The sequence below is a fragment of the Mycoplasma sp. 332 genome (assembly GCF_052378275.1).
In the GTDB taxonomy this organism is placed as follows: domain Bacteria; phylum Bacillota_I; class Bacilli_A; order Mycoplasmatales; family Metamycoplasmataceae; genus Metamycoplasma.
Window position 1 is genome coordinate 723,851 of the sequence record NZ_CP198998.1, and the last position, 24,668, is coordinate 748,518.

Consider the following 24,668-nt stretch of genomic DNA (forward strand, 5'->3'; position numbering starts at 1 on the left):
ATATAATTATTTAACTCTCCGTGCCCCAATCTCAAAAGACTGCGAACCATTTCTAAAAGTTGCTATATCTTCGAGTTTTTGAATTTGTTGTGGTTGCAGGATTTCGGGAGACAGTTTTTTTGATTTTGCTATTTTTAAAACTTCGTTTTTTAAATCTTGTAGATTTAAATCCACAAATTTTATATCTTCAAAATCAGTTTTAGGTAGTTTTAAATTTGCTCATTCACTATCAAATTGTTTTTTAATTTGCGCGCTAATATTTGAAAGTTTTGATTTTAATTCATTATTTACCTTTTCAAAATCAATAGTTTTATTTTTACTCTCTTCAAGTTGAGCTTGAAGTTTTTCAATTTCTATTATTTTGTTTTGGACTTTTGATTTAATATAATTTTCAATTTCATTTTTTTCTTGGAAAAGTCCATAAACCCCAAGTGCTTTTGCGATTTGTTTCGAATCTGAATCATTAGTTATATTTAATTTATTTTTAACTTCATCTTCCGACACTGAAAAAGCATCAGCTATTTTTTTAAGTATTTCCATTTAACTTTATCCTCCGTCTTTTTTTATGGCAGCAGTTCCATTGATCTGCTTACTAGCTATTCAATATATTTAATGTGTATTTGTGTTTGATTTTTAATTTTTGGAATAGCAAATAACTTGTTATTTATTATTATTGTTTGAGGCAAAAATAAACCCTTTATTATTAATTTATGGCCAGGCATAACTTCAAATTTTAAAGATTCTATCTCACCTAATGAATTTGCAAAATCCTTTCAAGTTGTTGAATTTAAAATAAAATTATTTTTAAAAAGAATTTTTGTAGAACTAGGGTACTCTTCAATTTGGGTTTCGGCATCTTTTTCGATTCAAAAGGAAACAGTTTTTACTTCAACAGTATGGTAATAAATCGGCAGTGATTTAGTAATTTTATCAGTGGATAATCAAAATGCTACAACATCTCAATTTCCAGTGTGATATCATAATTCTTTAACTCTTACCTTAAATTCATAATTAAAATTCTCAGTAACTTCTTTTCAAGACGAATCCCCTAATGATCTATAGTTTATTCAACGATTAAACGATTCTGGTACATAATTATTTACATTAACATAATGGTTTGACGCGGTAAGGCCATGATATGTATACATAACATTCATACTAGTTTCAGCTTTGTATACCTTAAATTTTGAAGCTATTTTTCATTCACTGCCATATTTATCTTTAATATATTTATCAAAAAACTCGGGACTATATTTTTTGTTTAATTCAAACATTGAAGGATCTAGAAAAACCCTGATTCTATTTTTTGGTTTTATCTCCTCACCTTTAGAATTTAATACTGGCTTGTTATTAAATAAAAATTCATATGGGGAATTAATTTTATTAGGAATTATTAAATTTAATTTATATTTAATATAATCTGGATTCGCCTTTGAATAATCTAAATCAATATTTACTTCTTTCAAATTTAAAGGTAAATCTAAATAATCAACGCTTTGATAATTTCTATATTTTTTATTTAAAATTGCCCCTGAAATATTAGCACGATATCATTTTTTATAATTTTCTAAATTAATTGATGAACTTTCGCCAAACAACTCATTTGTGTTTAATAATATACTATCTTTTTCTGCTTTATTAAAACTCATAATTATTCTACTTTTTTTAATCTCCTCAATTTTAGCAATTTCGAGTTCGTCCTCTAAACTATAAAATTCACTTCTTAAATATAATATTTCTCCCTTCATTTCAAAATAAAACGGCAATAAGAATTTATGAAAATTTGAAAAACCACCATTGAAGCAAAAAATTGATTTAAGAAAGCCAGAGCACATCAAAATGAGTAAATCAATCTGTTCACTAGGAAAATATGATGAATTGCGCAGAAAGGCGAGCTTTGCATTAACATACTCTTCAGCATTATTTCCGGAAAATGTTCGTTTAAATTCTTCAATTTCTTCTTTAGTCTTGTTTGCATAGCCTGACATAATTAGATTTTGATAATTATATATTTCATATATTTTTTTAAAAAAATCTTTATATCCGTTATTTAATTGGTCTTCAGCATAAATCCCGTAATGCTTATTTACATTAATTTCTCTAACATCCACAATGCTGTATTTTGATAGAAATGCCATAAAAACTCTGCAATTTTCTTCATTAACCTCGATAGGGTTAACAATCATTGGTAACATATTCCTATATTGAGGAATCTCCTGCTGAAAATTATCTGGTGTTTCTATTGAAGCCTTTTGAAATAAAAAATTTTCTCTTATTTCAACATTAATGGAATTTGCAGTATCATCATTATTTTTTAATGTGTTTGGACATATAAGAAATTTTTTATTGTTTACATAATCTTCTAGTTTTTGAGCTATTGTAACATTAACTACTTCATTTAATTTTTCTGGTGAAAATGTTGTATTTATATTTTCTACAATATAATATTCATTTTCTGTTATAGCATTTTTTAAAATTAAAAATTTATTTGTAAAATCAATTTTTTCATTAAAAATTATCGTATATTTAGAATCCGAATCAATACCTTCCGTCAAGGGCGATTGATTGTAAGTAAAATCTGAAACCATTGCTGATATTTTTGTTAATTTTGACGTATCAAAATTAACATAGTTAATAGATCCTGGAATTGTACAAATTTCGTTAATTTGAATAGCTTTTACATAAAATGACTGCAATACCGATTTATCAACTACTTCATTAATTTTCGTTATTTCCATTTTCTTCATTAACCTCAGTTTCTAAGTTTTTTTCTAAATTTTGTCCAACAAAGCTCCCATTCATGTTAACTACATATTTTTTAGCCTCCGTAATCAGCCATTCAGTTGATCCATAGATTAAAACTTTATTAATTCTTAAATCAGGGTAAAAACTATCTAAAAATTCTTTAAATTGGAGTTCCCTTAAATTTGCTTTTGCCTCTATATAATCTTCGAAATCACTATTAATTTGTTGTGCCTCGACATTATGCATATTTTTTGTTCCAAAGTCATTGCTGTCTTGTTTCATAAAAGCAAATTTTTTTATTCAATTAATATTTTTTTCAATTTTTTGAATAATAATTTGCGATTGCGATTGACTTTGCAAAATTCTCAGTGGGTCATAATCGTACATTTGTAATTGCGGAGAAATTCCGATAAATCTTTTATTTAAATCAGAAAGACCTTCTTGAATTTGCTTTTTAATACCATTGTTATCTGTTGCAAAAATTCAGGGTGCTGATAAATAAGAATCCTTAATTAAAACCTCTATATCTTTATCTAATAATTTAAAATATTCATCATTAACTAAAAATAAATCTGGTTTTTTTGATTGATTATTATAGAAAATCTTATATGGTACTTCTATATACTCAGTTGGCTTGTAATCAAAACAATTAAAAAGCATTTCTTTAATATCATCGTCAGAAATTTTTTCAGGCTTAATAATCGAATAATCAAAAAGCAGTTTATTTTTTTCAAACCTAAATGTTTCAAAAACATAAATTGGCGTTTGCTTGTTACTAAATTCTAACTTTGTTTTTAAGAATTTGATTTTGCCGTTTACTTCAATATATTCCAAAACATCTGCCACAAAAAAATTATTTCTTAAGGCTCCGATTCCCTTTTCATATAAAATAGATTCAAGCTTTTGTAATGCTAGCAATTCCGAGGAACCAAAAGGTATTTTATCAAATCCCAAGCTGTCTAATTTCGGAAAATTTGACCAAAGAGTTTGGATAGTGGACTGAACTCCATACTTTAAAAATTGTTGCCTAGAGTTTATGGTATCTTTTTTATTTGTCAATTTTTCATTCACAATATTTAATTTAATTTTTTCTAATGCTTCTTGTGTAGTCATTTTTTATTTTCACTCTATTTGTTCTTTTTTTGCATAAATTTTATTTTCTACAAATTCAATTTCAATTAAATTATTTGAATTAAAAACTATAGTTTGTGTTGGCGAAATTAAAAGGTTAAAAAAGTTTTTTGAAAACTTATCTACAACCAAAAAACCTTCTTCCACTTTTTCATTATTAAAATATACTCTTACAAATTCATTTAAAAAATATTTAACCGGCATTCTTAATGTACCAATTTCATTAATATTTCTTCTCATTTTTTTCTCCTTTTTGTTCTATTAGATTTAAAACTGCATTTTCAAATTCTTCGATACTTTTTCAATTTTTATTAAAATTTGAAAACCTTTTTATATTAGATAAAACACAAAAATCTTTTTCTTCAATGTCATTTTTTATTTTAAAAACTTTTCTTGTGACTAAAAGCGAACAATGATTTTTTAAATAACTTCAAAAAAATGATTCACCTGTTGATTCATAGATTATTAAATAATTTTCAAAAAACTTTGATGCTATATTTGCTGCAATTGTTGAAGCTACTCATTCATTATGAATTCTCATTATTTCTAAATTTATATTTTCTTTACAAGCAAAATCAAATTTTTTTATGTTTCATCAATTTCTTTTTACATAAATATATGGACAAAATTTAGCATTTTTATTTCAAAAATCAATATCAAAATTTTTATAAACAACTAATTTTTTATTTCTATAATGATTTTTATTTAAACTGTCGATTGAAACAGTTACATAATTTTGTGAATTACAGTTAATTTGTCGTATTTTGTTATCGCTATTATTTTTTTCCATTTTCTAGCCTTTCATAGAGAAGGGCATACTGGTAGCGAAATAATAATGAACTAGCCATTTCAAAAGCATTTATAACGTCATATATTTCTGGATTTATTGATTCGTCCCTTTTTTCTATTTTTTCTAAGGATTTATTAGGATTTTTTATAACAACTTGTTTTGCTAAACACTTAAGCAAGGTTTCATTATTTGGAAGTAAATTAATTAAGTTATTTTCAAATATATTTTTTTGCCACATTTGTCGGTCAACTATCCCGAAGTTTTGTGTTGGTTTTCTAACTGCCTTTAATGCACAGCAACTTATTTGTTTTTCTTCAAACAGTAAATTAAGTGCTTCTATACTTGCGTGATTATCACAAAAAAGAATAGAGGTTTTCCCATATATAAAATTATTTTTTGAAAATGAATAAGGTAAAAATTCCTCAAACTTCTGACTTTGTTTTTTAATAATTTCTACTATTTTTTCATTAATCGCCTTGTTTTTTCATATTGTATTTTTCGGAATTAATTTTTTAACATCATTAATTACTTCGATAATAATTATTCTACCATCCTGATGTAGTCCAACAGTTACAAAAGAGGCATTATCATGAATTCCAGGATCATAGCCATGGTATATTCCTATTATCTGACCATGAGATAAATAATCGTAGAATTGTTTTTTTGAAATTGTTTTTATTTTTTTTCTAATATTTCCAGTTTCATCAAAAATAATATTTTTCATAAAATAATTTAACTTGGTATCTTCAAAATTAAATGCAAATCCTGCAACCGTTATAACCCATAATCTATAATTTGTTTTTTTCAATAAATCTAAATTTTTTTGTTGTAATTCGCTAAAAAATTTTTTCGGTATAAAAAATTTAGAAAACATAGTTACCACAATCCCTAGACCATTATTAAATTCTTTATTTTCTCTTTGAATATAAAAATTTTTTAATAATTCATTTAAGACCTGATTATTAATAGTTCCGTCATCTTCTAGAATTTTAACAGCTTCTTGATGATAGTTCTTAATCAAAAAATGTTGAGTAGTAAAAATATTATATAAAAATGTAACATTAACTTTGAAATCGATTGGTGCCACTTCTCTTAAAACGGTATTAGAAATTAATAATGGTAATTTTTCTTCCTGTAACGAATATATTTCTTCTAATTCATGGGGTAATTTGTTACTATCTGAAGTATCTTCTAATGGTTCATCTATAACTAATTCTCCAAATCTAAAATTAGAATTTTTTAATGTAAAACCTTGAAAAGCTTGTATTTTTTCTCAATTTTGAAAGTATATAGCTCTATCTAACCCTCCATCGTCATACTTCCAATAAGCTGCATCATTTGTAACATAAAAATAATCTCGATAATCTAAGTCGTGCTCCTCAGCTAAATAAAAGAGAACTTTCTCTAACATCGGTCTTAAAGTATTTTTAATATGATTAAATTGGTTTCGGCATCAAACACTACAAAAATTCTTTTCATTTACCAAACGATAAATGGTTTCAATCATTCTACTAAACGATTTAGACACTCCCTTAGCACCGGAATAGATTTTATAAAATGCAGATGATTTAAATGCTTCATAAGAAGGGTTTGGTTCTTGATCAGTATAATGTAATAACTCTTTTAATTTTTCTTCTGAAAATACAGGTAATTTGCTTTTATTCATAATTTTCCTTACGTACCTTACGTATAAAGATTATTATTAACTTGTTATATGTATATAATATTCTCTATATCCCTTTAGGGGATAGAGATATATACATATCAAGTAATAAATAACCTATTATTTTTGAATAATTGCAAAATTATCTTTTTCAAAAAAACTTGCATTAACCGTATCGAAGAGAAAACTTGATGTATTACATAGACCATTACGATTTTTGGCTAACGTTAAAGATAAATCTAAAATAGGTTTATTATTTTGAATATTTAAATCTTGTGTATATAAAAACATAACTACGTCTGCGTCCTGCTCTATAGAAGAAGTACCTTTTAAATCACTAAAAGTTGGAATTAAAGTTTTTCGTTTTTCGTACTCCCTGCTTAATTGGGCTAAACAAAAAATATTAATATCATACATTTTGGCAATTTGCTTTAATTTTCTCGAAGTATCCTCTTGTGCCTTATATTCAACAGAATTAATTAAATTTGAATCCAAAAGTTGAAAATAATCTATAAAAATTGCTCTAATCTTTAAATTTTTTGAATTCAAGTCTTCTATTAAATTTTCTATAAATAAGGGATTAATGTTTTTATTTTCATCATTATCAAAAATTAATATATTCTTTTTTGAAAACTCTTCTTTAACTCTTAATAATTCATTAGAAATTTCGGTAGAAGGATAAAAATTTTCTATATCAGATTTGTTTAATTTTTTACTTTCAATTTGTAAAAACCTCTTATAAATATCAAATATCGATAGTTCTAAACTCAAAAATAAAATATAATCATTTTCACTTAACTGTTTAGATACGTTTAAAATTATGTTTTGTAAAAATGTAGTTTTTCCAACACCTGGTCTTGCAGCTAAAAAGAAAACTTGCCTATTCTGTAAACCTTCAGTATATTTATCAATTGCCTCAAATCCTGTTAATAACTTAAGTTTATTAAATTCATTTTGTTTAATCTCTTTATATTTTTCATAAAAATTTCCAATTTTGTAAACGTTAAAACTCACAATATTATTTAGTCCTTTCTTAAATACTATTTAATACATTAAATAAAGTGGGGGGGGCATTTTTTTCAAAGGCTATCATTCCCCGCCCTTAAAAGTTTATTTATTTAATTTTGGGATATATATTGTTATATATAATACTTAGTATATTATAGAGGTGATATATGGCTAAAAATTTGAATAAAAAAAGACGTAATGTATTATATGCAATGGCTGGATCGGCAACATTAATGACTGCTGGGACGTGAACATATATTCTTTTGGATTCGCATTTAAAAAATCAATTGGATTTAAAACAAAACTATTTTTACTTAAAGGACATATTAAAAAAACAATCCGATTCTTTATATAATGATAGCTCTCTTAAAATTGAAGTGCAAGCATTTCTAAAAAATGCTTATTTCAATAAGTATACAAAACAAAATCAAGAAAAGATTGCTTTACTGATTAATAAGGTAATAGCAGAAAACAAAAAGGATATAGAAGAAATAAAAAATCTTGCTGATAAGATAGTTTCAAAATCTCTTAAAAATATTGAAAAAAATAAAGCAGATGAAATTAATTCATTAGAACAAAAAATCTACACAAAGAAAGAAGTTGTGGACTTTATAAAATATGAAAATGAAATTATTTTGTTAATTAAGAAGGTTGTTCTAATCGATAAAAATAAAGCTAAAGAATTTTATATAGAACTAGATAAAGTAGCAAATAATGAAGATTTAGCTAGACTAAAATCTAATATTTTGTTATATCTTGCTAAACGTGGTGAGCGGGGAACGTTTGAAAAAATTAAGGAGGATTTAATTGAAGAAATAACGAAAAATTCTAATTTTAGTAGTGAAGAAAAGGCAGACTTAATTAATAAAATCAAGGATACAAAATCATTAAATTACATCGAACTTATTAAACAAAAAATAGCCACACTGGATACTCTTTCAGCCCTATCTTACGGATTAGAAAGAAATAATTTGGTTAAAAAAGCAAAGGATTCAACGACAATTGAACAGCTTAACGATATCAATAAAAAGATTGAAAAAATATTGAATGATAAAAAGAAAAAACTTTTGGACCTTGTATCAAAATTGATTGTTGCAAGAACGAAAAACTATTTTTATAACAAGCAAAATAAGGCAATAAATCAAAATGAAATTGAAGCCTTAATTAAGACAGTAGAAAATGAAATATTTTTTGAAAAAGTGTTTAATACATTTGACAGAGCAAAGAAAATTAATAAAAATGAAGCTCAATTTTTGTTATCAAGAGTATCCGATCAATATATAAAAAAAATGTATGTAGCCTTGTTAAAAAGTGATAATTTTGATCTTAAACAAATAACTGATATTAAGGATAAATTCTTTCAGGCTTTAGAGTTTGAAAATAAAGCTGATTTTATCAAAATAATTAATAGTTCCTTGATACAGAAAATTAATGATAGTTCAATTTTATCTCCTATGATCGAAGAATTAGTTAATAAGGTAAACAATTTAGATAATAAAAATTTAGATGAAGTTATGGTTGAAGTAAACGATACAATAGCTCTTTCTATTTTGCAAGCAGAAGCTAAGGATTTGATTAAAAAACTAAATATTTCAAATTTCAAGACTGCTATAGAACAAAAATTAAATACCGAAATTCATAATCCTTCACAAATTTTTGATGTTATTAATCAAATAAATACTTATATTAAGGATTTTAAGGATCGTGTTCAACATAAGGCCGATAAAATAGAAAATTCAACAACAAGGGATAAATTTAATGATGAATTAATTAAAGCAGAAACAGAGAATGAAATCAAAAAGATAGAAAAAGATATTGATGCATTATTAGCAAATACAGAAGATTTGAGAAAAGTTGCTTCAGAAATAGTTATGCGTCTTGCACAAAGTGACAAAAAGTCTAATTTCGAATCCATAATTGCTAATAAATCAAGCACTGAAAATGACCTACGTAACGTTATAACCGAGGCCCAATCTATATTAGAAAAGGCAAAGAATGAAGCATTAATGAGCGTTTCAAAATCATATAATTCTTCACAATATCATGTTTTTAAAGAGAAAATTAATGCTGAAAATACTACGCAGGATGAGTATAAAAATATCGAAATTGAAGCATTGAAATTATTTAATGATATGAAAAAGCATCTAATAAATGAACTTGGCTCATTAAGTTTTAGTATGCAATTAAGCGACTCGATAAATGATGAAATAAATGAAGCTGCGAATATTTATCAGCTAAATGTTATACTAGAAAAAATCAAAGCATATTTGATTAACAATAAAATTAAAGATGTTGGCCAACGCGAAAAACAAAATGATTTAGTTAAGAAAATTAATAAAGCCTTAGATATCGCATTGGATGAAATAAAGAAAATTATTGTTGACTCAGAGCTTATTATTGCCTTGGAAGCAGGGGACGAGATTGAAATTATTAAATCTGAGATTAATAGCCTTCCTTATCCTTCTGGTAAAGATGCTCCTGCAATAAAAGAAATGATTAATGAGATAAATAATATTGAAAATGATTCTACATTAGGTCAAAATCAAAAATTAGAAAAAATTAAAAATATAGCTTCAATAATTAATAGTTTAGCTGATAAAATAAATCGCTATAAGGATGATATTAAAAAAGTAAATCCGCAAAAACAGACACGTTTAAACAATAAACTTGATAACTCTAATTTTTTACCTCCAAATAATAATGAATTTGATGAACTTAAAAGAATAATTCAAGATGCTAAAAATGAGGATAAAAATGAGGCAATTGCCGAAATAGAAAAACTTAATTTATTGACATCTGATCAATCCAAAGAGTTTAAGGAAAAAATAAATGATAGTACTTTTAAAACATATGATGAAATTCAAAAAGTAGTAATAAACGCTAAGTTGCAAAATCAAAAAAATAAATTAATTAACGAGGTCAAGAAATTTGAATATCCGCATAAGGATAAAGCCCCAGCAGTTCTTGAAATAATTTCTCAAATTGAAGCCTTACAAGATTTGCAACAAGTAACCAATTACCAATCTATAATCGAAAAAATAAAAAGAAATATTGCTATTGTTAATACAAAACTATCTAATTTGCTAGTAATTTCTAATGAAATAAAAGAAAAATTTGATGAAGCAAATACAGATGAAGAATTTGATAATTTAAATACTTTGGTTCAAAATGCACTTGATAACCAATCAAATAAATTAGCGCTTGATAATAAGGTGGAATCTCTCCCATATCCAAAAAGCGATGGCGTTTTTAACATTGGAAGCAATGATGCCCCAGCTATTTCCAAGATTAAAAGTTATTATACTGATTCGAATGGTGTTGGAATTTCTGAAAAAATTACTGAAATAGATAACAAAATTATTAATATAACAATTAACATTGAATCAAGTAAACAAGCTATTAATAAAATATCAAAAAAGAATCAATTAGAACTTTGGAGCAAATTAAGAGATTCTTACACCGATCAAGAATTTAATGAATTAATTAAAAAGATTGCTAATGCACATGCTAGCGATGTGGTCGAGGCGAAGACAGAAATAACTAAGTTAACCAATTTAAGCCAAGAATTAGTTAGTGCATTTAATGCTAGAATAGAGGCTAATGATGACTATGAAAATATAAAAAAGATAGTCAATGAGGCAAGGTTAAAAGATAAAAAAGAAGAAATTAAGAAACTAATTTCAATGAGCGACTATGTTAATGATAGTAATTTAGATGTATCGATTAAAAATAATTTTAATACAACAAAAGCTCAATTCGATAATGTTATTGATCAAATAGTTATTGATGATAATTCTTATAATCAAATTAAGGAGCAAACTAAAGATTTTGTTGCCGAACTTCATAAGGCTAGAGACTTAATTGATTCTTTAAGTTTGCAAGATGTTATTGATGCAAATAATGTTAAATTTGAACTTAAAAAGTTAATTACCACAATAATTAATAAAAGTGATCTTGAAAAAGTTGAAGTCGAGATTGCTAAATATAAATTAAAAAAACAAATTTTAGAACTTGATTATTATAAGGATACTCCTCAGCCGGCCCCTGCAACTATCATATTGAATTCGAAGATTGATTTAGCTAAAAATAGTAATGAAATTGAAGTACTAGAAAACCTGATTAAATCAATTCCAGAAAAAATTAAAAAGGCAAAGGAAGCAATTGATAGTTTAGATAAAAGCCCATTAAAAAATAATATAGCACAAAGAAAACAAGCTTTAAAGGAGGAATTAAATAGATCTGTTGATGGAAATAACTTTGATCTTTTGTTGAAAAACATTAATGCAGCAAAAAATGAAAATGAGTCTCAATATCGTCAATCTCGGAAACAAAATTTAATTGAAAAAGCTAAAGGATTAGAATACCCATCAGTTAAATCAGAACAATCTGAAGCAATTACTTCAATTATTAAAAAGATTGAAGTTGATTTTAGTACTATGTCTAATGATACAAATTTATTAAATAATAAATGAGCACGAGAACTGGAAGAAATTGAGAAAAATATTTTTAATTCTAAAGGAATTTTGGGAAAAATAAATCCTAAGCATTTAGATAATTTAAATATAGAATTCAATAAGGCTGATGAATCAAATAAATTTGAAATATTTAACAAAAAAATTAATCAAGCATTACAAGAAGATAAACAAGAAATAATACAAAAAATCAAAGCTTTATCCAATCTCGATAAGACAACAAAATCTTCTGAATTAATCAAAAAATTAGATAACAAATCATACAATGAAATGGTTGCGGTTTTGAATGAAGCCTACAAAATTGATCTTATTGCTAAGATTGACAAATTACCTTATCCTTTAAGTAACGCCAAAGCTAAAATTATTTTAAAATCACAACTAACCAATATAATAAATGAAAATAGTTATTACTTAAAATTAAAGGAACTTAGCGAACTAGAAGTAGCCATTAATAACGCTAAAAATAGAATAAATTCTCTTTCTTATCCAATGGAACCTAGTTTGGCTAAGAAGAAATTAAATGATAAATTAGATGAGTCAATTAATAAAGACCAAATAAATAAATTAGCTAATAATGATTTAAAAATCAAGATAGAAAAATATAAGGAATTAATTGAAGGCATTAAGTATCCTATTTCAGTTGAAAATCAGGCAAAATTACTTGATGAATTGAGTTCTCTAACCAATGAGCAAGAAGAAGAAGTTTTAAAACTAAATATATATAATGCAAAACGTGAAACCGCCCATAAATTAATTGATGGACTAACCGATTTAGATAATCTAGTTAAAGAAACTAAAAAGCAAGAAATAACCCAAAAAATATCTGGAAATAGTTTGGATTTACAACAAGAGTTAACTGATATTAATGCAAAAATATTTGAAGCTCAAAAACAAAATTCCAAGCAAAAGATTCAAAAAATACCGTATCCTATTAATGATGTGACTTCACAGAATTCAAGAAATTTATTTAATACAAAAATTGATTCTGTTCAGAGCGAAGAGGGCTTGTATCCTATTAACAATATTTTAGATTTATTAAAAAATGAAATAACCACAATAAATAATGAGGTTTCATTGATTGTAGATGCCTTTCGGAAAGATAAAATAAATAAGTTAATTAATGGTGTTACTGACATAAAAAATCTTGAGAATATTAGATTAGAATTACTTAGAGCCAAAGCAGCTGATGTCATTGATAATTTAGTTGATTTATCTGTCAAACAAAAAGAAGACTATAAAAGTGAAATAGATAAAAAAACTAATGATATTGGCATTAATTTAGTAGTTGAATCTGCAAAGTTACAAAATAAAAAAGAAGAAACATTTAAGTTAATTGATCGGGTTTCTTATCCTAAGAAAAATAATGATTTTGTTGCTAAGTCAATTAAAAAAATTAAGGATGAAGTTCAAGCTTTAAATAACAATAGTGAAGTTACAATAAAGAAGCAAGAGATACAAACATTTGATACTAAGCTCAAAGAATTGATAGAATTAGCAAAAACCATTGAATATAGCGAAAGCAATTCGCATGCACTAGTTAAAATTTTGGAAGGTTTTGATTCTGCAACCTCAGTTGCCGAATTAGAACAAATTCTTCCTAAAAGTTGACCTCAGCATATTAAAACACTCAAGAAATTGGCTGAGAAGTGCTTTGGTATTAATTCTTATTTTGTAACTAATAAATTAGGTCATACATATCCTCAAAAGAGCGCAACTGATAGCGAAGGTTTGAGTTTGCAAGAATTTTGTCAACTATTAATAACCGAATTTAAAAAACAAGCAAAGATTAAAATTGATAGTTTATTAGTAGCCGATGAAGGTAAAAAACAACAATTGCATAAGCAAATTAATGATATCTTAGTTGATGGTATAATTTTTGCTATAGATCAAGATATTTTTGAAAAACCGCATCAAATTATTAATAAAGCTATTGCTGATGATGCGATTGAATTTATTCAAAATCTTGCTTATCCACAAGATAGTAATTCCGCCCAATCAAAAGCAACAATTAAAACTCAATTAGTTGATTCGTTTAAGATAAATCAAGTTATTTTGGTCAATGAAGAAGTCACAATTTTGCATGATAAATTAAAGAAATATAAAGAGCAGGTTGATGACTTAAATAGCCTGATAAATTTGATAACAGATATTACTAAAAAAATGTTCTACAATGATTTGTTTTCAAGAGCAGATAACTTAGAAAAACTAAAGGAACTTAAAAATAAGATTAAGCGGTATGTTGAACTACAAAGAGATATTTTATCCATTATTGATCTCGAAAAAAATGAATTTGACATTAGCTACGGTAGCAAGGTGGAAGATGTTTTAGATGTAAATCAAAACATAGTAAGTTTAAGAGAAAAATTATTAAACTACATTTTTAGCGCTAATAATCAATCTGAAATAATGCAGTTAAAATCTATTGTTAGTGAAGTAAAGGCCGCATATGATAAGTTAAAAATGTTATTTGTAAAAAGAGATACATTAATGATGTCAGTATTTTTAAAGCAAATCAAAGAGGCTATTGGCGTAGGTTCAATTGAGACCATAATGAATAATGCATCTGAAGTTAAAAATAAAATGGATGTATTTTGAAAAAAGACATCCCCATATATCGGTTTTTATATTTTTAATCATAGAGACAAACTTTTAGAAAACGCTGCCAAGCCCGATAATGAAAGAATAATTGACGGCACAAAATTCAAAACATTTGATGAATTCATTAAACATATAAGAACTCAAACTAATCCAAATGAATTGCAGAGCATAATTGAACAGGTGGTTCCTTTATATCATGGTGTTATTGATTATTTATTGATTGCCAAAGATAATCTAACTCAGGCTGCTCATAAGTATTATAGGGATGAAATTCTTAAAGCAACTACGAAGCAACAAATTGAGCTCCAAGTTAATGATGCTAAAATATTTAATCAAAAAGTACTTGAATCAAGAAATAAACTAGCCCAAATTGGAAAGGTTGGGAATAGAGCTAAATTAATGATGGAAATTGAAAATGCAAATAATGCAAGCAATATTCAAAATGTGTTGAATAAGATAGAACAATTTAGAAATCAATTTAGCAATGCTTCTTTAAAACTTAACGAATATAAGTCACTAAATGAGAAAGAAGAAATCAAGCTTAGAGATTTTGAAACGAGATTAGATAAATTGCAAGAAGCAGATACTTCGTCGCAACTGGCAAATGAAATTGAAGTTGAAATTGCAAGAGCAAAAGCAATTGCACAAGTAAAGCAATTGATTTTTCTAAATATCAATCAACAAAATAAATATATAATCTTACTTAGACAAGAAGGAATAAATTATTTAAATTATCATAGTGAAATAACTAGGATAACAAATGAAGCTAAGCAATTTAATGAAAAAGTGAAAACTGCCAAAGACATTCTTTCTTTATTTGCTAAGGATAGTAACAAAACAACATTTAATAAAACAATTTCAAATGCTTTAGATATCCAAACAATGCAAAACATAATAGTTCGAATTAATGATTTTAAAATTAAGTATAACGAATCTAAAGAGTTGGTTGAAGCCTATAAAAATCTTAATAACAAAGATGCTACAAGGTTTGATCAATATAATAAAAAACTTGACGCTATCCAAGATGGTGATGAAGCTAACTCTTTGATAAATGAAATTAAATCTGAATTTAAGAGTAAATTAAAATTAATTATTAATAATATTCCTTATCCAAATAAGAATAGTAGTGAGGCGCAACATTCAATTAATGTATTAAGTGTAGGTGTTGATAATTTAAATACAATTGATCAATTTATAAATAAAGCAATTGAATTAAGCGAACTTAATGATGAGATTAGCAAAAAGGCTCCGCAAGTTGATTTATTACAATATAGTGAAAATAATGCATTTGCAAAACAAGCAATCAAAACTGAATTAAATAAAGCAACAACTATACTCCAAGTAAAGACTGCTTTTCCAGATGATTGAAGTCAAAAAGTTGCTTACTATAAGCAAGTGTTAGAAAAATATTTTGAAGCACAAAATAAAACGAATCTTGCAGCAAGATTTAATAGAACCCACCCTAAATCTTCTGACCATACGGTTAGTGAATTGGAAAAACAATTATTGCTAACAATGAAAGTATTAGCTAAAAATCATATCAACACTTTCAAACATTTAGGTGATTCCAAAAAAGTGTTTATAGAAAGAATCGATGCTATAAATGGCTTTCCAGACGAAAATAGGATGCAACAAGTTGCTTTAATTTATATTGAAGCAGTTAAGGCGAATTACAATAATTTCATTGATAAATTAGCTTTACCTAATGATAACCATAATCAAGCAAACTCCTTGAATTCAAAGAATAACTTAAAGAATATTTTGGTTAATAGTTTTACAAAAATAAGTACTAAAATTAATAATCATCAAGAAGTGCAAGCATTGGAAAGCAAACTAAATAATCTCAATGAATTGGTTAATAATATTAAGACTAAAATTCAAAATATTGATGTAGCAACCAAAACATTCGTTTGAAATGAAGAATTTTCAAAAGCTGATACATCAGAAAAATTAAGATTATTACTTGCTAAAATAAGTAAATTTGACCAGGTTTTAGAAAAGATTAATAGAATTACGGATTTACAATCATCTGATGTTGGAAGCGGTAATGAATTAGTTCATAGTCAACAAGTAAATGAAGAATTGTCTAAGCTTCGTGAATCTTATAAGGATAAGTTGGGTATAACAAAAGAAAATGATATTGATAAATTAAATCAATTTGTAGAAAAGGCAAATGAAGTGGTTAGATTGCTAAAAGATTCATTTAAAACCGATTTATTAGTAGAAAAAGCTTACATTAAAAAGATTGCATCTGCAGGCGATGCAGCACAGCTAGAAGAAATTAGAAATGATCTTCTAGAGTACAAAAGAGAGTTGACGAGATTTTGAAGTAGTTCTGAGAATCTTGAAAAATATATAAGAGACAACAAGAGCTTACTAAGCAAAAATGTTCTTAATGGAATTAAACGATATGAAGAGTTAGTTAATGATGCAAGAACATTTAATAGTGCAGCGGAGTTAAAGAAATTTAATGATTATACAATTCCTTTATATCATGGATATATTGATTATTTAATAATTGATAAAAGCGGAATACCTAAATCAGTATTAAATATCTTTAACCAAAGAGTTCAATTAGCTCCTGATAAAAATACAATTGAAAATGTTATTATTCCTGAGCTAATATCATATCAAAGAAAACTAAGTGATTTAAAAACAATGATTAGTAAACTAAAAAGTAATGATTCAAAATCAAAATATAACGGTATGTTAGATGATGCTGATTCCTTAACTAAATTAGAAAATATTATATCAAATGCTAGAAAAGAATTAATTGTACAAAGGGTTGAAACTAGATTAAAACAGTTAAAAACAAGCAATTCTGATCCAGAAAAAAATAAGAAGCAAATTCTTAATGCTCCTGAAGAACAATATATAAAGGAATTTAAACAAAAGATCGAAAGAGCTTCTAACGTACAGCAAGAAGAACAAATTGAACGTGAATTTATTTTTAGCAGATACTATGAATCAAAGCGTCTTTACAGTGTACTCAATTCACTTGAGTTCATAGGCGAAATTCTTATTAGTAAAGCAAAAAAATCTTTAAATCCTAAATATATTAATTTAATTAATAAATTTAAAGAAAAGGATTTTATTAAAGGATTTAAAAATAACGGCGAAACAAAGTATCAAAATAATTATACATATACAGAATCAAATAGTTCGGATAGAACACTAGCGCAATTTGCACATATGTGAGTGCAAATTAGCAACGATCAAACTGGATATTTTAATCAGCAGGACACTAAAGATATATTCAGCGCCGCTACGCAATGAAAACCAAATTTATATAATGACAGTTATGTTCAAAATCATAAATGAAATCAATTTCCGCTAGACAATTACCATAATTTAATTGATCAGGCAATTAGTTTAGCTAAAAAAGATAAAAAACTTACAAGTATAGAGGATTTATATGCAACTGTAGATACCATTGCAGGATTTGGCTTTGCAAAATTTAAGGAAAATCCAAATAAAGATGGAATTTTTTCCGTTGCTGCTTTATTAGATAATGCAAGAACTCATCAAGAAGTTAAAGGAAATGAGTACCTTGTAGCCGCTTTTGTAGGTGGAGCAACAACATACGATTATTTCCGTAGGCAAAATAAAAATAGTAATTTATTGACGCATTACGATTTAGGTTGAAAAATATAAAAAAATGATTTATGTTTTTTTAAAAAAGAATAAGAATAATTCAAAATATTAATAAGTTTGTAAGTTATTTTAGTAGTGCAAGCAAATTCAAAAAACTAAAAAATCAAGAAGTTTTTAGCCTTATCATTGATTTATTTTTATAGATAATCAATATATTAGTGGGGGCTAATGATAAATATTGAGCAAAATAAAAAGAATTTGTTATTGCTTAAAATAATTTTAAAAAATGGCATAAACAATTGTTTTAATGAAAAAAATATTATATTTGGATTGTGATTACCTAAATGAGACGCTTTTATGCTACCTTTATTTATATTACCACTTTTTGCAATTGCCAGGATTCTTATATTTGTGATAGAACATTACTATTGGTATAAAAAGAAATATTGATATAAAAAAATGCTAGTGCAAAAAATATAGAAGAAAATAATGATGTGTAGTATGAATGTGGATTTTTAAAATAAGACATTATAATTTTTGCTGCTTTAAATGGTTTTTTGGCAAAAATGTTTTTTGCAATAACTTTGATATTAATTTTTTTATAAAAAATAAACCTATATTGATGTATACAGTTTAAAAATCTAGACAAATTAATGTCTAGATTTTTGTTATTAAAAGGAATTAATTATGAAAAAAATCGAATTTTTTAAAAATCCAAAAGAATTTTACACAAGAGAAAAATTATAAAAATGCAAAAAACAAGAATTAAATTTTAAAAAAAGTTTAAAAGCATAGTTTTAAGGTTTGAAAATTTTATTTTTTATATTTTCGCTATTTTTTTTTTTTTTTCAAAAAGCATAAAAAATAATTTAAAATTTTCGCATATCTATCGGTGAAAACTAGATAGAAAAATCCATTAGTAAATAAAAGAATAAGTTTGTAGATTCGTTTAAAAAATAAGCGTTATTTTATTTTCGAATATCAAATATTAATATAAATTGCTAATAAAAATGAAAAGGAGAATATATATGCAAGATGGAAATGTTTCACAAGAAGAAAGAAAAAATAGAAAAAGGAAAGCATTAGCTATTGCACTTCCGCTTATTTTTGGAACGGGTGTTGTTGTTGGCGCTTTGCTAGGTGGAATTAGGATAGGTCAATCCTATCAAATAAAGAAAGAAACTGTGCTACCAGCGAAAGAAACTAAACCTTCAATGGATAGACAAAATAGTGTGGTTTTAAAAGAAGAAGTTCCATTTCAACCAGAATTATTTAAAGATTTAAAAGATAATACTAAGGTTTTAAAAATAACAAATAAGGATGAGTTAGAATATAACGAGATCAAGGTTGTTGATAAAAATTTCATTAAACAATTAACAGACGAAAAATATATTATTAATGATCCTAGTGCTGAATTATACATTCTACTAAAATATAAGTACAAAGGCGAGGATAAACCAACCTTAAAATTTTTTGCTCTTAATTACGATGTTAAGGAACTTAATGAACAATATAATTACTTTAAAGAAAAATATAAAGATTACTACCAAAGTGACTATAGATTTAGCAAGTTTCTTAATGATAATCAAGAATTTAATGATGAAAAATTCAAAATCTCAGACGGCTATTATAAGGCAGAATACTTAAATAATATTTTTAAGAATAAAATACTGCCAATTTATCTAAAAGATGTTGAAGAAGTTAAAAAAGCGGGATTGAGACATTATTATAATACCGAAGCATTTATAGAAAGATATGAGCAAGGTGTCAGACAACAAATCAGCCAGCATTATTATAATCCATATGACCCATCCCCACTTTATCCTAACGAACTTAAAAATGTTTTTGTTTTTAATGATAAATTAAAAAAAGTTCTAGAAAAGGATTATAACGACAAAGGGCTTTATTGAAATTATGAAAAATTTATTATTAATAGACAATTAGTTAAAAATCTTGATACACCTTTATTAAAAAGATTTTTAACACTTTTATATACCCATTTTAATAGAAGTAATTCTATTGATGACTTTACTAATCCTTTAACTTCTCAAGAAAATATCGAAGAAAAATATCAAAAACCTTATACATCTCAAACAATGTTTTTTGGCGAACTAGAAAAAGCGTTTTCAGATTTACAACTAGAGTTAAGAATACAAAGATATGGTTTATATGATGATAATTTAAATATTGATATGCCTAAATTGCAAAAATTTTATGATTTACATGATTTGTGATGGCAAAAAAGAGAAACATTTAATAAACAATTGATTGACTTTTTATTATCTGCCAATAAATTAATAGACGTTTATAAGAACAAGGTTCAAAAGGGTAGCCTTGGTAAAGAATATTATGAAAAGTTTTTATTATATCCAATCGAAATAAATTCATATCATGATGTTGTTAATATTTTATTAGATAAATTCCTTTCGACTGATGCTAATTATCAAACCGTAAAAACTAGAATTGATTTGCTTGGAAAAATTGATGAATTAGTGAATAATTTTAAAAATGATTTGTCTAATGCATTTAAAGATTTAAATATTGAAACTAAAACAAAAGAAATAACAAATTATTATCTTCAAACATTTATAAAAGATATCGATACAGATAAATCCCTTCTTGAATCACAAAACAGTCTTGAAATTTATTTTGAAGATAAAATTCTAGATTTAACAAATCATTACAATTTAGATTTTGAGGATTTTATTAAAAATATTGCTTAAAATTATGGGATTTAATATTACCATTGTATTAGTTTGCTAGAAACAATCAAAAAAATAAGGTACAACCCATTAAAAAAGGTTGTGCCTTATTTTTGTTTTTATTAATAAATATAAAATTAGTTATTATTACCTTCGATCTTTTTTACAGCCTTAGCAACCCCAGATTTTTTATAAGAGCCAGCTACTCATTTGGCTTGAATTTTAATGTTTTTTAACGCATTATTCATAGCGATAAATGCCCCTACATAAGGGATTGTTGAAGTGTCATTACCCGAGTCTCCAAAATGTACAGTTTCAATTGGATTAATATCAAGAAGTCTGCAGACATAATCTATTGCTTTTCCTTTTCCTGCGTTTATGTCATTAATTTCAATCGCATAACCCTTTGAAACAATATGAAGTGAAAGGTTTCTGAATTTCTTGGCTAATTCTTCTGCTAACATTCTTATATATTTTCTGCTTCCGCCAAAGGTAATGATTTTTGTGGCATTAGTAATATGAGGAATATCATCATAAGTTTTTTGAATTAAATTTTTAATTCAAGGTCTGAATAACTTTAGTTTAGAGGATGTACCGTAGATTGTGTTACCACTATTGAAAATGAAAAATAATTTTTTTTCTTTTAGAATTTCAACAATAGACATTACAGTGTCTTTTTGAATTTCGTTTTTTAATATGGTTTCACCATTTGAATCAACAATCAAACCACCATTTTGACATATTACATATGGCGAATTTGTTTGTTTAGCTAAATTAAGAACAAAATCTGATGCGTAACGTCCAGTGGCAATGATGAAAGGTATTCCCGAGTCGTTTTTGCTTTTAACTATTTCAAAATTTTCTTTGCTTAGTCCTTCTTTTGTTTTAGGTAAATCTAATAATGTACCATCTAAGTCTGTAAAATAGGCTTTTGGTTTAAAATTAATCATATTTTATTTAGTTGTTAAATTTTTTAATTAATTCTTCAGCAGGCATATATCCTTGTGAAGTATTAATTAATTTTCCATCAACATAGAAGAACAATGAAGGTATGCTTGATACGTTCATTTCACGTGCAAAATCACGATTTTGATCAATATCAAAGTCAAAAACATTAATTCCTTCATTTTCTGTGCCTAAACGTTGGATTTCTGGGCCTATCATTTGGCATGGTGGACATCAAACCGCTCTAAAAGCCAAAACCGCTTTGCCTGTCAAGTGATCGTCGTTTAATTCGTTTTGTAGTAATTTCTTGTACATATTTAATCTCCGTTCATTTAGTATGCTCTAGCAAAAATAACAACTTTATCAGTTTTTTTGTTTGTATAGAAACAATTTTCATACTCTGGCAATATATTGACATTAAAAGGTATGCAACGTGTTGAAGCTCCGGTTTCTTCCTTGATTTTATCTTCATCATCGCCGTTGCCATTAAATTTAGTTATAACTCAATACCCATCTTCAATCAGTTTCTTGAATTCTGTATAGTTTGAGGCTACTCTTATATTGTTAGTTAATCTCTTTTTTGCTTCACTTAATAGGTTATTTTGTATATCAGTCAATAACATTTGAGTTTTATTTATTGCCTCATCAATAAAGACACTAATCTTTTCGAGTGTATCTCTTCTGACAAGTGTAACCTTATTTTCGTTTAGATCTCGAGGACCTATTTCAATTCTTAAAGGTGTACCATGAATTTCGGAATTGGCAGCCTTATACCCTGCACTTTTATTAGTTTTATCTATTTTTGATTCTATATTTAATTCATTTAGTTTTTCATGAATTTGTTCAGCAACATGTGCCACTCTCGGATCTTTCGAGGCAAATAATTCAAGAATGTCGACTTTTATTTGAGCAATTTTAGGTGGAATAATAATTCCTCTATCATCGCCATGAGTCATTATTAACGCGCCTAGCAATCTTGTCGAAACACCTCATGATGTTCCATAAGCATTTTCGAGTTTGTTTTCCTTATTTTTGAATGTGATATCAAATGCTTTTGTGAAATTTTGGCCCAAATAATGACTTGTTCCAGCTTGCAATGCTTTTCCATCTTTCATCATTGCTTCAACAGTAAAAGTATAATTGGCGCCGGCAAATTTTTCATGCTCGGTTTTTTGCCCCTTAACAACAGGTATTGCTAGATATTCTTCAATAAAGTTGGTGTATACATCCAACATTTTCTTAGTTAATTCCTGTGCTTCTTGTGAATTAGAGTGTAGTGTATGACCTTCCTGTCATAAAAATTCTCTTGTTCTCAAAAAAGGATTTGTTGTTTTTTCCCATCTAAGGACATTGACTCATTGATTGTAAATTAAAGGTAAATCATTGTATGATTCAACCTCGTTTTTAAAAAAATCGCCGAATAAAACTTCACTTGTTGGTCTTATATAGAATTTTTCATTAAGTTTTTTTCCACCAACTTCAGTGATTGTTGCTAATTCTGGATTGAAACCTGCAATATGATTTTTTTCCTTCGCTAATAAACTTTCCGGAATCAAAAGAGGTAGATTGACATTTTGAACACCCAAGGTCTTAAATTTTTTGTCAAGGATAAGGCGAATATTATCTCAAATTCCAAATGATAATGGTTTGAATATAATCGAACCTTTCGAAGAGCCATAAGCCATTAAGTCGCCATTTTGTATGACATCGGTATATCACTTTGCAAAATTCTCTTTTTGAGTTGTAATTTTTTCTAGTTTTTTCACAATTTATAATTTTATAGTTTTTTTTGTTTTTATATTTTTATTTATAAATAAAAACAGCCAGATAGGCCGTTATATTAAATCATCAAAAATATCATCGCCGGTTGCTACAGTAGGAATATCAAAGTTTCTAGCAACAATATTACCAGCTGTTCCTAATCCTCTTAGTGACCCTAAAACTTTCGGATGCATGAATGATTTTGAATAAACTGTTAAAGGTAGAGCTTCTCTAGTATGGTCTGGTCCAAAGGTTGGGTCATTGCCATGATCAGAAGTCATAATTAATAAGTCATCTTTTTTCATAGCATTAATTAGTTTTGCTAGTTTAATATCTAATCTTGAAACATTTTGACTATATCCAATTGGATCTTCTCGGTGCCCATAGTGGCTATCAAATTGGACTAAGTTCACAAATATAAATTGATTCTTTGATGAAGATGCAGCGATATTGATAGCAATGTCCATATTTTCATCATCAGAAGCAGGGCCGTACACTTTATCAATACCAACACCACTAAAAATGTCGTTAATTTTTCCGATTGCAATAACCTCAATACCCTTTTTTTGTAAGTCCTCAAGAATAATGTGCCCTGTTGGTTTGTTTGCAAAGTCGTGTCTGTTGAATGTTCTTGTAAATTTTCCGTTTTCATAAACGAAGGGTCTCGATATAACTCTTGCTACATTCCATTCTGGTTTTGAGGAACAAATTTTTCTTGCTCTTTTTGCATATTCGGTAAGTTTTTCAACACCTAATGTTTTTTCATCACCAATAATTTGCAAAGTCGAGTCAGGAGAAGTATAAATAATCATATCTCCTTTTTCCATATGTTGATGACCAAGTTCAGCTAAAATAACTGTACCAGAAGCGTTTCTATTACCAATAATTTTTCTTCCATCAAATGCTTTTGATAGTTCAGCTACCAAATCATCAGGGAAGCCTTTTTGAGTAAATTGAGGGTTTGGAACTTCTGTATAAATTCCCATCATTTCTCAGTGCCCGGTTAGAGTATCTTTACCATTTGATATCTCATGTATTTTTGCAACATATGCAAGCGGTTTTTTTACTTTTTGATTATGTCCTGCAATTTTGGCTACTTCGGTAACACCTAATGATTTTCATGTTGGAATTTCTAGTGGTAAGGCTTCAGAGGCATGCAATAAGCTATTTGCCCCTTTGTCACCAAATTCTTCTTGACGAGGCTCAGGCCCAATTCCTAAACCATCTGTTACAATAAAAAATATACGATTAAATTTCAT

Annotated in this window: 13 protein-coding genes; 2 read left to right on the forward strand and 11 right to left on the reverse strand. The window is 26.8% G+C overall.

The genetic code is table 4. The annotated features are described in order from the left end of the window. Window positions 1–6 precede the first annotated feature (6 nt). From ACT1UH_RS02945 to ACT1UH_RS02975, 7 genes are all read right to left on the reverse strand, one after another. Entirely contained in the window at window positions 7–540 is a 534-nt protein-coding gene (locus tag ACT1UH_RS02945; protein WP_444704924.1) for a hypothetical protein, read from the reverse strand. A 56-nt stretch (window positions 541–596) separates the two neighbouring features. Beyond that, entirely contained in the window at window positions 597–2,747 is a 2,151-nt protein-coding gene (locus ACT1UH_RS02950; protein WP_444704925.1) for a hypothetical protein, read from the reverse strand. Further along, complete coding sequence (locus ACT1UH_RS02955) at window positions 2,719–3,858, reverse strand: hypothetical protein (RefSeq protein ID WP_444704926.1); 1,140 nt, start codon at window positions 3,856–3,858, stop codon at window positions 2,719–2,721. The genes ACT1UH_RS02950 and ACT1UH_RS02955 overlap by 29 nt, the downstream gene beginning before the upstream one ends. A 3-nt stretch (window positions 3,859–3,861) precedes the next feature. Beyond that, window positions 3,862–4,116, reverse strand: a complete 255-nt coding sequence (locus ACT1UH_RS02960; RefSeq protein WP_444704927.1) for a hypothetical protein — start codon at window positions 4,114–4,116, stop codon at window positions 3,862–3,864. Next, a complete protein-coding gene (locus ACT1UH_RS02965) occupies window positions 4,100–4,666 on the reverse strand; it encodes a hypothetical protein (protein WP_444704928.1) in 567 nt (188 codons plus the stop codon). Before ACT1UH_RS02965 ends, ACT1UH_RS02960 begins: the two co-directional genes overlap by 17 nt. Then, the gene (locus ACT1UH_RS02970) at window positions 4,653–6,332 is read right to left on the reverse strand and encodes a hypothetical protein (RefSeq protein ID WP_444704929.1); all 1,680 of its coding nucleotides are present in this window, start codon (window positions 6,330–6,332) and stop codon (window positions 4,653–4,655) included. The genes ACT1UH_RS02965 and ACT1UH_RS02970 overlap by 14 nt, the downstream gene beginning before the upstream one ends. Before the next feature lie 117 nt (window positions 6,333–6,449). Continuing rightward, window positions 6,450–7,343: a DnaB-like helicase C-terminal domain-containing protein gene (locus ACT1UH_RS02975; RefSeq protein WP_444704930.1), complete on the reverse strand. Its 894-nt coding sequence runs from the start codon at window positions 7,341–7,343 to the stop codon at window positions 6,450–6,452. 161 nt (window positions 7,344–7,504) lie between these two features. On the opposite strand from ACT1UH_RS02975, the gene ACT1UH_RS02980 reads away from it, so the two are divergent. Both ACT1UH_RS02980 and ACT1UH_RS02985 read left to right on the forward strand, forming a co-directional pair. Beyond that, a complete protein-coding gene (locus ACT1UH_RS02980) occupies window positions 7,505–18,061 on the forward strand; it encodes a hypothetical protein (RefSeq protein ID WP_444704931.1) in 10,557 nt (3,518 codons plus the stop codon). A 968-nt stretch (window positions 18,062–19,029) separates the two neighbouring features. Continuing rightward, window positions 19,030–20,724: a hypothetical protein gene (locus ACT1UH_RS02985; RefSeq protein WP_444704932.1), complete on the forward strand. Its 1,695-nt coding sequence runs from the start codon at window positions 19,030–19,032 to the stop codon at window positions 20,722–20,724. A 116-nt stretch (window positions 20,725–20,840) separates the two neighbouring features. Here ACT1UH_RS02985 and ACT1UH_RS02990 read toward each other — a convergent pair whose 3' ends face one another. From ACT1UH_RS02990 to ACT1UH_RS03005, 4 genes are all read right to left on the reverse strand, one after another. Beyond that, a complete protein-coding gene (locus ACT1UH_RS02990) occupies window positions 20,841–21,653 on the reverse strand; it encodes an HAD family hydrolase (protein ID WP_444704933.1) in 813 nt (270 codons plus the stop codon). 7 nt (window positions 21,654–21,660) lie between these two features. Further along, the gene (locus tag ACT1UH_RS02995; RefSeq protein WP_444704934.1) at window positions 21,661–21,963 is read right to left on the reverse strand and encodes a thioredoxin family protein; all 303 of its coding nucleotides are present in this window, start codon (window positions 21,961–21,963) and stop codon (window positions 21,661–21,663) included. 17 nt (window positions 21,964–21,980) lie between these two features. Beyond that, complete coding sequence (proS, locus tag ACT1UH_RS03000) at window positions 21,981–23,414, reverse strand: proline--tRNA ligase (RefSeq protein ID WP_444704935.1); 1,434 nt, start codon at window positions 23,412–23,414, stop codon at window positions 21,981–21,983. Window positions 23,415–23,483: 69 nt separating this feature from the next. Next, complete coding sequence (locus ACT1UH_RS03005; RefSeq protein ID WP_444704936.1) at window positions 23,484–24,668, reverse strand: phosphopentomutase; 1,185 nt, start codon at window positions 24,666–24,668, stop codon at window positions 23,484–23,486.